Source organism: Pseudomonas sp. B2021, assembly GCF_018135665.1.
GTDB classification, from domain to species: domain Bacteria; phylum Pseudomonadota; class Gammaproteobacteria; order Pseudomonadales; family Pseudomonadaceae; genus Aquipseudomonas; species Aquipseudomonas lactis.
This window is the reverse complement of record NZ_SMOF01000001.1, coordinates 32,228-45,370: the sequence shown is the minus strand read 5'-3', so window position 1 is coordinate 45,370 and position 13,143 is coordinate 32,228. Positions and strand designations below refer to the sequence as shown.

Annotated in this window: 12 protein-coding genes; 5 read left to right on the top strand and 7 right to left on the bottom strand. The window is 55.9% G+C overall.

Going from position 1 to position 13,143, the window contains the following annotated elements; genetic code table 11:
* Nucleotides 1-135 precede the first annotated feature (135 nt).
* Both phoR and phoB read right to left on the bottom strand, forming a co-directional pair.
* Nucleotides 136-1,422 (bottom strand): phosphate regulon sensor histidine kinase PhoR, encoded by a 1,287-nt coding sequence (gene phoR / locus E1K68_RS00185; RefSeq protein WP_186354929.1) that lies wholly within the window; start codon nucleotides 1,420-1,422, stop codon nucleotides 136-138.
* 95 nt (nucleotides 1,423-1,517) lie between these two features.
* Nucleotides 1,518-2,207 (bottom strand): phosphate regulon transcriptional regulator PhoB, encoded by a 690-nt coding sequence (phoB, locus tag E1K68_RS00180; protein ID WP_003195617.1) that lies wholly within the window; start codon nucleotides 2,205-2,207, stop codon nucleotides 1,518-1,520.
* 152 nt (nucleotides 2,208-2,359) lie between these two features.
* Here phoB and E1K68_RS00175 point away from each other — a divergent pair, with 152 nt between their 5' ends.
* A complete protein-coding gene (locus E1K68_RS00175; RefSeq protein ID WP_003195615.1) occupies nucleotides 2,360-2,737 on the top strand; it encodes a hypothetical protein in 378 nt (125 codons plus the stop codon).
* 122 nt (nucleotides 2,738-2,859) lie between these two features.
* On the opposite strand, the gene ubiA is transcribed toward E1K68_RS00175, so the two are convergent.
* Nucleotides 2,860-3,750, bottom strand: coding sequence for a 4-hydroxybenzoate octaprenyltransferase (ubiA, locus tag E1K68_RS00170; RefSeq protein ID WP_003195613.1), 891 nt, complete (start codon nucleotides 3,748-3,750; stop codon nucleotides 2,860-2,862).
* Nucleotides 3,750-4,313, bottom strand: coding sequence for a chorismate lyase (locus E1K68_RS00165; RefSeq protein ID WP_003195610.1), 564 nt, complete (start codon nucleotides 4,311-4,313; stop codon nucleotides 3,750-3,752). The genes ubiA and E1K68_RS00165 overlap by 1 nt, the downstream gene beginning before the upstream one ends.
* Before the next feature lie 195 nt (nucleotides 4,314-4,508).
* Here E1K68_RS00165 and E1K68_RS00160 point away from each other — a divergent pair, with 195 nt between their 5' ends.
* The 4 genes from E1K68_RS00160 (at nucleotide 4,509) to E1K68_RS00145 (ending at nucleotide 7,795) form a co-directional block, all read left to right on the top strand.
* Nucleotides 4,509-4,676 carry a rubredoxin gene (locus E1K68_RS00160; RefSeq protein ID WP_002555879.1) on the top strand — a complete coding sequence of 56 codons (168 nt, stop codon included), beginning with the start codon at nucleotides 4,509-4,511 and terminating at the stop codon, nucleotides 4,674-4,676.
* Nucleotides 4,677-4,712: 36 nt separating this feature from the next.
* Complete coding sequence (locus E1K68_RS00155; protein WP_003195591.1) at nucleotides 4,713-5,861, top strand: FAD-dependent oxidoreductase; 1,149 nt, start codon at nucleotides 4,713-4,715, stop codon at nucleotides 5,859-5,861.
* A 190-nt stretch (nucleotides 5,862-6,051) separates the two neighbouring features.
* Entirely contained in the window at nucleotides 6,052-6,327 is a 276-nt protein-coding gene (locus tag E1K68_RS00150) for an HU family DNA-binding protein (protein ID WP_003195589.1), read from the top strand.
* Between the two features lie 274 nt (nucleotides 6,328-6,601).
* Nucleotides 6,602-7,795 (top strand): type III secretion effector protein, encoded by a 1,194-nt coding sequence (locus tag E1K68_RS00145; protein ID WP_212613642.1) that lies wholly within the window; start codon nucleotides 6,602-6,604, stop codon nucleotides 7,793-7,795.
* A 394-nt stretch (nucleotides 7,796-8,189) separates the two neighbouring features.
* Here the strand turns inward: E1K68_RS00145 and E1K68_RS27650 are convergent, their stop codons facing one another.
* The 3 genes from E1K68_RS27650 to E1K68_RS00130 form a co-directional block, all read right to left on the bottom strand.
* On the bottom strand, nucleotides 8,190-8,777 hold the full coding sequence (locus E1K68_RS27650) for a hypothetical protein (RefSeq protein ID WP_003195582.1): 588 nt from the start codon (nucleotides 8,775-8,777) through the stop codon (nucleotides 8,190-8,192).
* A gap of 179 nt (nucleotides 8,778-8,956) precedes the next feature.
* Entirely contained in the window at nucleotides 8,957-9,616 is a 660-nt protein-coding gene (locus E1K68_RS00135; protein WP_212613641.1) for a hypothetical protein, read from the bottom strand.
* A partial coding sequence (locus E1K68_RS00130) for an RHS repeat-associated core domain-containing protein (RefSeq protein WP_212613640.1) occupies nucleotides 9,616-13,143 on the bottom strand: 3,528 nt, incomplete at its 5' end. The genes E1K68_RS00130 and E1K68_RS00135, both read right to left, overlap by 1 nt.

Here is a 13,143-nt window from a genome sequence, read left to right as displayed (position 1 = left end):
AGGTGGGCCTGAAAGGCAGGCACAAGTCGGCCAATGTAGCGGCTGACGGGGCGCTTGCCTAGTGCCCGCTGCCGGGCGGGGCTGCAAAGTCGTGTCGCAGAGCCAGCTCCCACATTAGGCCGTGCTCACTTCAACTTAATTATCGGCCTCGACCGCTCGCTCACGGGTCACCTGCGCCGGCGGAAAATGGCAGGTAAAGGTACTGCCATGTCCCAGCACGCTGCTGATTTCCAGGCGGGCCCGATGGCGCAGCAGTACATGCTTGACGATGGCCAGGCCCAGACCGGTGCCGCCGGTGTTGGAGTTGCGGCTGGAGTCGACACGGTAGAAGCGTTCGGTCAGGCGCGGCAGGTGCTTGGCGTCGATACCGATACCCGAGTCCTGCACACTCAGGTGCGCGCCGTGCTCGTCGGCCCACCAGCGAATGCGGATATTGCCCTTGTCCTGGGTGTACTTCACCGCATTGAACACCAAGTTGGAGAAGGCGCTGCGCAATTCGCCTTCGCTGCCCTTGAGCAATACGGTTGGGTCGGCCTCCAGCGTGATCTGCTGCCCGCGTTCGCCCGAGAGGGCCTGGGCATCGTTCTTGATCGTCTGCAACAGGCTCTGCACAGCCACGGGGTGGTTGTCCGAGGGGTAGTCCGTGGCTTCAAGCTTGGCCAGCAACAGCAGGTCGTTGAGCAGGGTCTGCATGCGTGAGCCTTGCTGCTGCATCTGTTGCAGGGCGCGGCTCCAGCGCGGGTTGATCTCGTCGACATTGTCCAGCAGCGTCTCCAGGTAGCCGCAGATCACCGTCAGCGGTGTGCGAAGCTCGTGGGAGACGTTGGCGACGAAGTCTTTACGCATCTGTTCCAACTGATGGATACGGGTCACATCACGCACCAGCATCAAGTGTTCGTTGTTGCCGTAGCGCGTCAGGTACAACTGGATGCGAACGCGGTCGTTGGTAGGCGAGGGAATTTCCAGGGCTTCTTCGTAGTTGTCCTGCTCGAAGTATTCCTTGAAGCGCGGGTGGCGCACCAGGTTGGTCACCGGCTGGCCGCTGTCCTGGGGCGTCTTGAGGCCCAGCAGGGTCTCGGCGGCACGGTTCCACCATTCCAGGTTGCCGTCGCTGTCGAGCATGATCACCGCGTCCTTGAGCGCGGCGGTGGACTCCTGCACCCGGTCGATCACCGCTTGCAGCCGCCCGCGTACCCGTTGGTCGCGGCGTTGCAGGTGGTAGATGCTGTCGAACACCTCGCCCCACAGGCCGTAGCCATCGGGCGGTGCTTCATCGGGTTTGTGCTGGCGCAGCCATTCATGCAAGCGCAGCAACTGCTTGAGGGTCCAGCCCAGGTACAAGGCAATGCCCGCGGCCAGGCTCCAGCCGTAGTAGCCGCTGACCAGCCCCACCAACAGGCAGCCGGTGACCAGCAAGAGCATGTGGCGGATCAGGGTGCCATGCCAGTTTTGATTCACTTGAACATGCGTCCTTGTCAGCTGTTTAAGTCAGGCTATTGATTCACGAAACGGCTGGCTCAGCCTTTGGTAGAAAATCGATAGCCGGTGCCGCGCACGGTTTGTACCAGATTCTCGTACGCATCGCCCAAGGCTTTGCGCAGGCGGCGGATATGCACATCCACCGTGCGCTCTTCCACATAGACGTTGCCGCCCCACACCTGGTCGAGCAGTTGGCCACGGGTGTAGGCGCGCTCCTGGTGGGTCATGAAGAATTGCAGCAGGCGGTATTCGGTCGGCCCCATTTCCGCAGGCTTGCCGTCGATGGTCACGCGGTGGCTGATCGGGTCCAGGATCAAGCCGTCGACTTCGATAGGCGCTTCGCCATCGGTCGGGCCGGCACGGCGCAGCACGGCTTTGAGGCGTGCCACCAGTTCCCGTGGGGAAAACGGCTTGGTGATGTAGTCATCGGCGCCGACTTCCAGGCCCTGGATCTTGTTGTCCTCTTCGCCCTTGGCGGTGAGCATGATGATCGGGATATCCCCGGTCAGCTCGTCACGCTTGAGACGGCGGGCCAACTCGATGCCCGAGGTGCCGGGCAGCATCCAGTCGAGCAGAATCAGGTCCGGCTTGCGGTCGACGATAATGGCGTGGGCCTGCTGGGAGTTCTCCGCCTCCAGGCAGTCATAGCCGGCCATTTCCAACGCGACGGCGATCATTTCGCGAATGGGCGCTTCGTCGTCAACGATCAGAATGCTCCTGCCAACCATGCTCAATCCTCTTGTCATTTAACTGTCTTGCGCCGCATTAGATAACGGAATTATTGCAGTCGTGTGACAGTAATTTAGTCGCTTGGGCAATTAACGGCACTCTGGACTACCCTTTGGGTCCGAATCCTGACAACCACAAAAGGAAGGTTCCGATGACTTACAGCACTGTTTCCTGGAAAGCCCTGCTGGTATCTGCGGTGTTGACGCTGCCAGGCCTGGCGTTTGCGGCAGAGCCGGCGATGACCAAAGACGGGATGTTGGTGGATCACAAGGGGATGACGCTCTACACCTTCGACAAGGACGCTGATGGCAAATCAGTGTGCAAGGACCAGTGCGCGACCAACTGGCCACCGCTGAAAGCAGAATCCACCGACACCAAGACCGGCGATTGGACGGTGATCACCCGCGACGACCAGACCAGCCAGTGGGCCTACAAAGGCAAGCCTGTCTATACCTACAAGGACGACAAGAAAGCCGGTGACAAGACCGGTGATGGGAAGGGTAGCGTCTGGCACATCATCAAGCCTTAAGTCTGCGGCGCTGCTGAATCCATCGGGGGGCAAGCCTCTCCCAATTTTTTGATCTGCGAATACAGTCAAAATGTGGGAGCTGGCTTGCCTGCGATGGCGTCCCAACAGTCACCACAGAATCCTCAGCGAACCGCGTAATCCACCACAATCCCGATAAAAATCGCTAACCCGGCCCAGTGGTTATGCAAGAACGCCTTGAAGCACTTCATGCGGTCCCTGTCCCGTGTGTACCAGAACTCCCAGGCAAAACAGCCCGCTGCCGCCAGCAGCCCCAGGTGGAACCACCCGCCCAGCTCGAACCGCGCGCCGGCCAGCAACAGACACGCCAGCGCCAGGCCTTGCAACGTGAGGATGATCACGCGGTCGGCATCGCCAAATAGAATGGCGGTGGATTTCACCCCGATCTTCAAGTCGTCATCGCGGTCGGTCATGGCGTAATAGGTGTCGTAGCCCACCGTCCACAACAGGTTGGCGATGTACAGCAGCCACGCCGTGGCAGGCAAATGGCCGGTCTCGGCGGTAAACGCCATCGGCATGCCCCAGGAAAACGCCGCGCCCAGCACCACTTGGGGGTAATAGGTGTAGCGCTTCATGAATGGGTAACTTGCCGCCAGAGCCAGGCCGCCCAGGGAGAGCAGGATGGTGCTGGCGTTGGTCAGCAGCACCAGCAGGAAACTGATGCCCATCAGCACGGCAAAAAACACCAGCGCTTCTTTCGAACTGATCTTGCCGCTCACCAGCGGGCGTTGCTCGGTGCGTTTCACATGGCCATCGACCTTGCGGTCGGCCCAGTCATTGATCACGCAGCCGCCGGCCCGGGTGAGTACCACGCCCAGCACGAAAATCACGATATTGATCAGCGACGGCGAGCCCTTGCCGGCGATCCACAGGGCCCACAGTGTCGGCCACAGCAGCAGGTAGATGCCGATGGGCTTGTCCATGCGCGTCAACTGAATGAAATCCCAGGCCCTGGGGTTCAGGCGGTTCAAGGACTTGAGCAGACGTTGGTACATCAGCAGTTCTCCGGATGATCGTGCAACGCGTGCCAGAAACTCGGCAGGAATACTTCCGCCACCAGCACGCTCAGCGCCCCGCGGTCGAAGCGCGAGCGGCGCGCCCACAGGTTATCGGCCTGGTCCGCTGTTGGCAGCCAGGCACGAGGGTAGTGACACACTTCAATAGCCTGGCGGGTAAAGGCGCGGTCGCAGAACAGCAACTCGCCCAGCGAACGGCTGCCCAGCTCGTCCATGTGCAGCCCGTCGCCCTGCAAGGCACTGCGGGCCGCCACGCTGCGGGCGAACACCCAAGGCTGGCCGTGCCCGCGCAAATACACCTCGCGTACCCAACCGATACTGGCCGGCGGCAGGTCCAGCGCGGCACATTCGTCGTCGCGCAACGGTTGCCAGCCTTCGAACAGCGGCGTCACGCTGAAACCCTCGTTGGAAAGCCACGTCAGCCGTCGCGTCAGCGAGCCTTCGTCAAACAGCCAATTGAGGGTCAAGGGCGTGGGCAAGGGGCTCAGAAGGCTCTGGGTCAGCCATTGGCAAGCATCGGGAAGGGCGATTGAGTGCGGCACGGTGAGTCAGTATTGGCAGCAAAAGAGGCCGCGAGCTTACCATGGCACCCTGGGCTTTTGCCGTGCCAAACCCGTCGTTTGCGTCGAACATGCTTGCATCTGCAGGCCCCGATCAGTACAAAACGCCCTGAGCCGCGCGGCAACGCTGGATCCATCGACCGCCGGCCAACACGCCTGAACCTGAGGAAGCACGTAATGAAGAAGTGGCAATGTATCGTCTGTGGCCTTATTTACAACGAAGCGGACGGCTGGCCGGATGACGGTATTGCACCAGGCACTCTGTGGCAGGACGTCCCGGAAGACTGGCTGTGCCCGGACTGCGGTGTGGGCAAAATGGATTTCGAAATGATCGAAATCGGCTAATCAACGAATTAAGAAACGTACTACAAGGAGAAGGGAATGAACGCACCTGTCGTGATCATCGGCACAGGATTGGCCGGTTACAACGTCGCCCGGGAGTTTCGCAAGCTCGATAGCGAGACCCCATTGCTGCTGATCACTGCCGATGACGGACGCTCCTACTCCAAGCCCATGCTCTCCACCGGCTTTGGCAAGAACAAGGAAGCCGATGGCCTGAGCATGGCCGAGCCTGGCGCGATGGCCGAGCAACTCAAGGCCCAAGTGCGCACCCATACACGCATCAGCGGCATCGACCCAGGCCACAAGCGTCTGTGGATCGGCGAGGAAGCAGTGACCTACCGCGACCTGGTCCTGGCCTGGGGCGCAGAAACCGTGCGCGTACCGGTCGAAGGCGATGCGGCTGAGTTGATTTTCCCGATCAATGACCTGGAAGACTACGCGCGCTTTCGTGCCGCCGCTGCCGGTAAACGACGCGTACTGCTGCTCGGCGCCGGCCTGATCGGTTGTGAGTTTGCCAATGATCTGATCCTGGGCGGCTATGAAATCGACCTGGTCGCGCCGTGTGAGCAAGTCATGCCGACCCTGCTGCACCCGGCGGCAGCCGCAGCGGTGCAAGCCGGGCTGGAAGGCATCGGCGCGCGTTTCCACCTGGGCCCGGTGCTCAATCGCCTGCAACGCACGGCTGATGGCCTTGAAGCGCACCTGTCGGACGGCGAAGTGATCCACTGTGACCTGGTGGTGTCCGCCATTGGCCTGCGCCCTCGCGTGGACTTGGCCGCAGCCGCCGGCCTGCAAATCAACCGCGGCATCATGGTGGACCGCCACCTCAAGACCTCCCACGCCAACATCTACGCCTTGGGCGACTGCGCAGAGGTTGATGGTCTGAACCTGTTGTACGTGATGCCATTGATGAGCTGCGCCCGCGCCCTGGCGCAAACCTTGGCCGGCAATGCCACGGCGGTGAGCTATGGGCCTATGCCGATCACGGTGAAAACCCCGGTGTGCCCGCTGGTGGTGTCTCCTGCGCCACGGGGCACCGAAGGTGTGTGGAGCGTCGAAGGGCAGGGTGCCGACATCAAGGCCCTGTGCCGCGATGCCAGCGGCCGCCTGCTGGGTTACGCACTGACCGGCAGCGCCGTCATGGAAAAACTGGCGCTGAACAAAGAACTTCCGCCGTTACTGGCGTAAATACCAGCCGTTCTGTCGCAAACATCACGTTCATACCCGGAGAAAGGCCGCCGCGAGACTGGCGCGGCGCCCGAGGGCATGCCATCCTCACTCCCGTCTGCCGCAGAGTAGAGCCTGCGGCGCCTTGGCGCTGCTCCACCAGAGAGCAGCACGGACATAACAACAAAAAACCGTCAAAGAGGCTTCACCTATGCGTAAACCAGATCTCGCAGCCGCCATCGCTGAAAAAGCCGATCTCACCAAAGAACAGGCCAACCGCGTCCTCAACGCCGTCCTTGAAGAAATCACCGGCGCCCTGCACCGCAAGGACAGCGTCACCCTGGTCGGCTTCGGCACCTTCCTGCAACGCCACCGCGGCGCCCGCACCGGCAAAAACCCGCAAACCGGTGAGCCAGTGAAGATCAAGGCCAGCAACACCGTCGCTTTCAAGCCAGGCAAGTCGCTCAAAGACAGCGTCAACCCGTAAGTTAAGCGGTACCGTCTCGAAGGGAGGCGGGGCGGTAAAGAAAATGGGCACGCCGACGGGGTCGGGTGCCCATTTTTGTTGGGTGTTAGAAGCGTTCCCGGTGGAATAACAGTCGTTGCCTCTTGCTTAGGTATTAATAAATACAGTAGCGACTACTTGAATCACTGTTTATGGTTTATGTTTTTTACTTCACTGTGGAACTACATCTGTACAAGAAGACACATATAGCGCGAGACAGCAGGGAGCGGCTCTAACTCATTTTAGAGGTGTGTATATGAAAATTGATCAGCCTTTTGTTCCATCTTCCTTTTTACCTCAAGAGAAAAAAGTGGAGGCGAATGCTCCAGCGGCCTCGGGTACTGCCGGCACAGTAGCAGACAGTTCTAACGTTGAACGTGACTCTAGTGCCGCGAACGAGAAGGCCCTTAAATACCCACTGGCGACCCCTGAAGAAATCGCTGCTAAAAACAAACGTGCCGATGCTGCAGTTGCTAATAACCTTAGCGCTGGTGTATCCGAGCTTGATACTGCCAAGTCTCGTGGAGCTGGATTTGGAGTACTTGGATCTAGCCGTTCTGGTCGCGGCTCCAAGAGGCCTCCGTCTCGTAGGCAGCCCGTGCCGAATACACCAACTCCGCCGAATAAACCAACTTCGCAGGACAAACCAACTTCTCAGGACAAACCAACTTCGCAGGACAAACCAACTTCGCAGGACAAACCAACTTCGCAGCACAAACCAACTTCGCAGAATAAACCAACTTCGCAGAATAAACCGCCCGTGTCGCCTTCGCAGCATAGGCCGACTACGCCATTGCCAAGTGGTACACCGAACAGTCCGAAGCCTACCGTAAGCACAATACAAAGTATTGTCAGCCAGCCACAGAGCTTGCCTCCAGCGCCTCCATCAGTAGCAGCCACTGTACGTAATGCTTTTATAAGCGCCGCGGCAGACAACATGGTCAGTAGCCCCTTTACTGTCGGACAGCAATTCTCGTCCAGCTATTTCCAGAATAAATTTGCAGCGTACAGTGAAATGCCAGGGGCGGAAGTACAGAACGCAGATGGCACGATTGGAACTGTAGATCCTGCTGCAACGAAAGAGCAAAAAATGGAGGCTCGCCTCACCGGCGCTGAAATAAAAAATGAGGCGACGGCCAACCTGTTTATTTTTCTGGCTTTAGGGCGCGACGCGATAGGGGTGCAGCCGAGCGATGATGCGCCTACTGATACAGAAGGGCGCTTGAGCAATATTGAGAAGACGCTGGATGAAATCGAAAAGCAAATGCCAGAGCTCGCCGAGCGGTTCGACATTCTCTACAAACCGTATGTAACTCCTGAGTCATCAGAAGCGCCGACTGAGCAGTCTCGTATGGACAATATTGAAAAGCGCCAAGCTTATATAGATGAAAAAGTCGATTTGCTGAAAACTATCCAGGAACAAAAGGCAAAGAAAAAACTAGGCGTTTAAGTAAAGGGACGAATAGGCGGGGAGGTTATTCGATTTTGGCAGTTGCTTAGGCCCCGTTATTTATTGAATAAACCTCTCCTCCTTCTCGTTGAAAAAGCCTTCTTTCTTTTGCCCGCTATATGTTCGGACAGGCAGGGACGGGTTTGAATAGCACTTACTCAACAGGTAATCCACGGAACCTGCTAAAAAATTGAAAAAGGCTGGCCTTGGTCTATAGCGATAGTTGGATGAACCCACCTTTCGGTATTGGGATTTCCCCTTTCAAAACCATATAAACGTTACCCAATCCAATTTGCACAGTTCGAAGTCAACGAGAATGGTAAAGGGGACGGATTAACTTAATTTATCTTATGGGTATTCATTTTGAATAATCTGCCTAATGAATAAGTTTGGGTCACACAAGAATAATAGGGTGAAATTCCAAAAGAGAATGGTCAAAGTCAAAGCCCTGCAACTTATTTTTATACGCTTCGCAAATGACGATGTTGAAAGCTCCGCCCCAGCCCTCTAAGCGAAAAACCTCTGTTTTTTTTGGGATTTTGTCTATGCTTAATGTTGGGTTGAAAAAGAAACGACCTCTTGGATTTTGCCACTCTTTGACCACATGTGATTCGGGCCACGCCTCGTATTCTGACAGCGCCCAATCGACGCAATCGACATGTTTGTAAGCGTGAAGAAGACGATAACGCACGTTTTGTTTTTCGTGGCTGATGGGCAAAAATTGCACATGCTCCGTCAGCAAGTTATCCAATCCTTGGAGAGCTTCGTCGAATACAAAAAAATCAGCCCCGATGGTGTTGACCGGAGCTGTTTTTCCATCTAGGAGAATCTCGTAGTGCAGGGGTTCGAAGACACAAGGCGTTCTACTATTAGACAGCTCGACATCGTCTAATTCCTCTCCTTTATAAAAGAGCCCTCCCAGGTTTACATAACCTTCCCACTTTTTACTGGTAACGTTTGGATTAAGTTTGAAGTAATTCATAAGTCTACTTTCCTCAAAATCTTATTAAGCGTGGAGGTAGGGTCCAGTGCCTCCTTCCTAAGCTCTGCGAGCTCGGCCTTGAATTGATCCGGCCCTTTCGGCTCGCATTTTGCGGTCGTTTGTTTTATGGTCGTGGGTTTAAATAAAACCGTTCATTTGTGCTGTGTTGCACTGGTTTTTTATGGCAAGTATTCGTGAAATAATTTTACTTCCTGTGGATCTTCCGATGACTGTAATGTTGCCCTGTATTGTTTCTCAAGGCTTTGCTTGAGCCCTTCCTTGTTGAGAAGATACAGAGAAGGGTAAACAGTATTGGAACGGATCCAGTCGTCTGAATCGACCTCTCTAAACCAAATCATTGCCAATTCAAAGCTCGCCATTAATTGCTCTTCCCAATCAGGCATTTCATCCAAATGGTCGAATGAGTACAACCATATGGAGAACCGTTTATTGAAATGCTCAAGCGGTTCGCTGGGGTCTTTTAACCCTCGCCAATCGGTGAGCTCGGCGACAATGTGATTAGACGTTCGGGTTTTTATTGTCTTTTCGATAATTGACTGCGACCAGTTTTCCGGATATTCAAGTCTTTCATCCCTGAGTGCTTTTTCAAGGATGATGTTAACGCTTTTCATTAGAGCTGGATCAAGCATTTGTAGCGTCAGGTGGAGAGAGAACCAGCCTTTTTTATTAGATAGGTTTATAGCATATCGACGAATCCGACCATTCTGTTCTACGTGTTCAAAGTATCGATCTTTTTTCAGGATATACCCGTTTTCGTTAAATGGAACTGTCAAAAAATCTGTAAGTGCTTTTAGTATGTTTTTTGTAGATTCTGTCACTACGGCAACCTCCATAATGGAACCCTGGCTTCGCTGACGGTTACGCCTTTGGTGCTTTTTCCAGAGCTTCCGAAAATACCTTTTCCGTCTGTGATAATTTTATCTTTTGCTAGCTGAGCTTTAGATCGTACCGCCCCGCCTGACTTGACTTCGACGGCGACAATTTTTCCAGTCTTGTTATTTCTTATAAGAATATCTACATAACGGCCCCGCCCCGCCCCGGGGGTTCTGATGTACACCTGTGTACCGAGTACAGTGACATTAGGGTTGTTGAGGAGTTTTTTATGCACCAAGTTTTCGGCTGCTTTACCGTTGGCTTTATTCTGTCGCCGTTGTGCGGAGGAACAAGCCCAACCCAATGGATCTATCCAGCCTGTCGGATTGGGGGCGTACTGGTAAAGGTTGCCCCCGCCCGCCAGCCCAATCGGGTCGGGTGTAGTAAAGCACCCCACAGCGGGATCGTAAAACCTGAACGTATTGAAATGCAGCCCAGTCTCTCGGTCCAGATACTGCCCCTGGAACCTCAAATTCTGCTCTTCAATATAGGACGGTTCGCGCTCCTCCGTCAGCGTGCTACCCCACACCCGATAAGTAGCACGCCAAACATCATGACCATCGGCCTCGGTGAGCTGTTCCGGCAAGCCATTGAGGTCGTTATGGTAATAGCGGATTTTTTGCAGCGGGCCAATACCGTCGACACGAGCGAGTGGTTCATAACCTTCGTCTTCATAAATATAAAGGCTGGTCTGGCGGTATTTTTGCTCCTGCAACAGACGCAGGCCATCCCAGATGAAGCGGGTCTCGCCCAGCGGATAGCCGTTACTGTCGTGCTCGGTTTTTTCATTACGCCGGCCCAGCGGGTCATAGGCCATCCTGACCACGCTGCTGTTTTCATTGCGCACTTCCACTAACCGGTTTTCGGCATCGTAAGCAAATCGTTGCAAACCCCGCGCCGCGCTGCGCTTTTCGATCATCCGCCCGAGGGCGTCGTACTTGTAACGTTTGTCCTGATAAGTGAGCAGCCGGTTATGTCGTACCAAACCACTTTGGCTCGGGCTGTCGAGTAAATTGGCGGCAGCATCGTAGGCATAGGTTTCGCTGTGTCCCGCTTGGTGGCTTGAGAGGATACGTCCCGTACTGTCGTAGCCCAGGTGCTCTTGACGGTCAATACGACGACGCCCGAGCAGATTATCACTGGGGTCGTAGGTGTAATCGGTCTCGACCAAGGGGGGCAACTGCCATGGCTGGTCGATGCTGCGACGCTGTCGGGACCGAACCCTTCCGCTACGGTCGTACGTAGTGCTTGTCTTGAGTTGACCCTGGGTACGCTGTACTTCGCGATGCAAGCGATCACGCTCGAAGTCGCTGATGACCTTTCCATCGAGATTCAACTGATGCAGATGGCCACTGCCGTAGTACAGGCGGTTCAGCCAACGACCGTCGGGCAACTGGGTCTGAATCAGGTTGCCCAACTCGTCATAGTGATGCCGCAAGGATCCTGCTGTGCTTTGCTCCTGTACCATTTGCCCCAGCGCGTCATAGCGAAAGCCCAGTACCTGCTCTGCACCGTCAAGCGCTGTGAAAGTGACGCTTACCAGTTGATCGTTCGGATCATGCTGATAAACGGTAGTGCCGTCCGCAGTGATTTTACTGGTCAGGCGTCCCACTGCATCTCGCTGAAACTGATGTGACAGCGGCGCTACCGGCTCACCTTCCGTCCCAGGCAGGTAGTCAACGGCGATGACATCATTCAGCGGATCATAGGTATAGCAGCGCCGGCTTTTATCCAGGTCTTGCTGCTGCACCATACGGTCGGCCGCGTCCCATTCAAAGCGGTAGCTTTCTCCGTTCTCGTTTGTCAGCTTGCGAAGTCGCCCGTAGGCGTCATGATCGAACATGACCGTGCGGTTATGCGCATCCCAGCGTTGCTTGACCAGGCCGCGTACGTCATAGGCATAGCGCGTGGTGCTACCGGCCGGGTCGATGTAAGCCGTCAGATAACCACTGGTGCTACGTTGAAATTGCTCCACGCGACCATCTGGAAGCTGGCATTCCAGCAATAGTCCCTGAGGTCCGTATCGGTAGCGCACCGATTCACCTTCGGCATTGGTCTGCACCACCAGATTGCCAAACGCGTCATATTGATAACGCGTCGGATAACCGGAGCAATCGACTTCTTCGACCAGTTGGCTCCACTCGTTCCAATGCAATGTTCTGGTTTTTTCCGTCGCATCAATGATGCGCACCGGCTGTCCGAAACCGTCATAGACATAGCGCGTGCGGTTGCCCAGTGGATCGACTTCCTCAATGCAGTTGCCACGTTGGTCGTAGCGGTAATGCCAACTATTGCCCGCAGGGTCGGTTTCAATCTGAGGCAATGCCCAATGCGCAAGCCATTGTGTGCCATGGGTCCTGCCCAGTGGATCGGTCACTGTACTCAGATTGCCGGAGTCGTCGTAACAGAAGCGCCATCTGCCATTTTTTGGGTCAATCGCGCCTACAAACTGGCGATCTTCGTTCCATTCGAATTCCCAGATATTGCCCGCGTTATCAACGTATCGGGTGATCTGATATTGCGGGTTCCAATGCCGAGTGCTGACGCGCATCAACCCATCGGTGACGCGTGTAATGCCCGCATCCAAGTCGTAGTCGAAGGTGTATTCATCGCCCGCATCTGTCCAGTGCCGACTGACGCGCCATTCCTGGCCGTCTGGTCCAGGTACTTGAGCCCATTGGTAGAAGCAACGCAGACCACTCGCCAATTGGTGCTCGACCATGCGTCTGCTGCTGTCGTAGGCAAAGCGTCGTAGGGTCGTGCCCTGGGCGTCCAAGACTTCGGCAAGATCACCGTTGCTGTCATAGCGATAACTGACGAGCACGTCGCAGCGCCCATCGAAATGCTCCTGGCGCAGGTAACGGCGTTCGATATGGCTTACACGCCCAGGATGCTCTGCGGTGTAGCTCAGGTCGACGTGCATCAAGTCATGGGTGTCGCGTAGGCGGCACAGCCGTCCTTGGGCATCGTAATCAAGGAAGATCCGACCTTCATTGCGATCACCCAACAAGTGCAAGCGCATCCGTGAACTGTTCAGCGGATCGGGCTCGAACAGCCGATAAAGGCCGTCGATGCTCTCGATCAATACCGCGCCGTCGCCGTTGCGTCTCACCGCGAGGCCTTCGCCGGGATCGAACGCGCCACCGGACAACGGGATATAACCGATCTCCAGGCGCCGTCCCTGCTCATCGATATAGAACAGGTTTTCGTCGGCATCTATTTCGACGGACACCTCATAGTCGACGCTCCAGCCTGCGCCGAAGAGGCCATCGCGACGTGTATCGAGACTGTTGTAGAAACGTTGCCAATCGATAGGGAGCAGACCGGGCAGGACAAAGTCCAGCTCCTCCTCTTCGCCCAAGACCTTGGCCCCCGTCGCACTGTGCACCGGATTGGGCGAGCCATGCATGGCGCTCTTGAGTGCCGAGGTGACCTTGGCGGTCCCGTAAGAGATCGCGCCACCCACCAACGC

Bases quoted from the DNA above. Each gene is read 5' to 3' on its own strand.
- E1K68_RS00150 (WP_003195589.1), top strand. From the start codon at position 6,052: ATGCGTAAACCAGATCTCGCAGCCGCCATCGCTGAAAAAGCCGATCTC.
- phoB (WP_003195617.1), bottom strand. From the start codon at position 2,207: ATGGTTGGCAGGAGCATTCTGATCGTTGACGACGAAGCGCCCATTCGC.
- ubiA (WP_003195613.1), bottom strand. From the start codon at position 3,750: ATGTACCAACGTCTGCTCAAGTCCTTGAACCGCCTGAACCCCAGGGCC.
- E1K68_RS00160 (WP_002555879.1), top strand. From the start codon at position 4,509: ATGAAGAAGTGGCAATGTATCGTCTGTGGCCTTATTTACAACGAAGCG.
- E1K68_RS00155 (WP_003195591.1), top strand. From the start codon at position 4,713: ATGAACGCACCTGTCGTGATCATCGGCACAGGATTGGCCGGTTACAAC.
- phoR (WP_186354929.1), bottom strand. From the start codon at position 1,422: ATGCTCTTGCTGGTCACCGGCTGCCTGTTGGTGGGGCTGGTCAGCGGC.
- E1K68_RS00175 (WP_003195615.1), top strand. From the start codon at position 2,360: ATGACTTACAGCACTGTTTCCTGGAAAGCCCTGCTGGTATCTGCGGTG.
- E1K68_RS27650 (WP_003195582.1), bottom strand. From the start codon at position 8,777: ATGAATTACTTCAAACTTAATCCAAACGTTACCAGTAAAAAGTGGGAA.
- E1K68_RS00145 (WP_212613642.1), top strand. From the start codon at position 6,602: ATGAAAATTGATCAGCCTTTTGTTCCATCTTCCTTTTTACCTCAAGAG.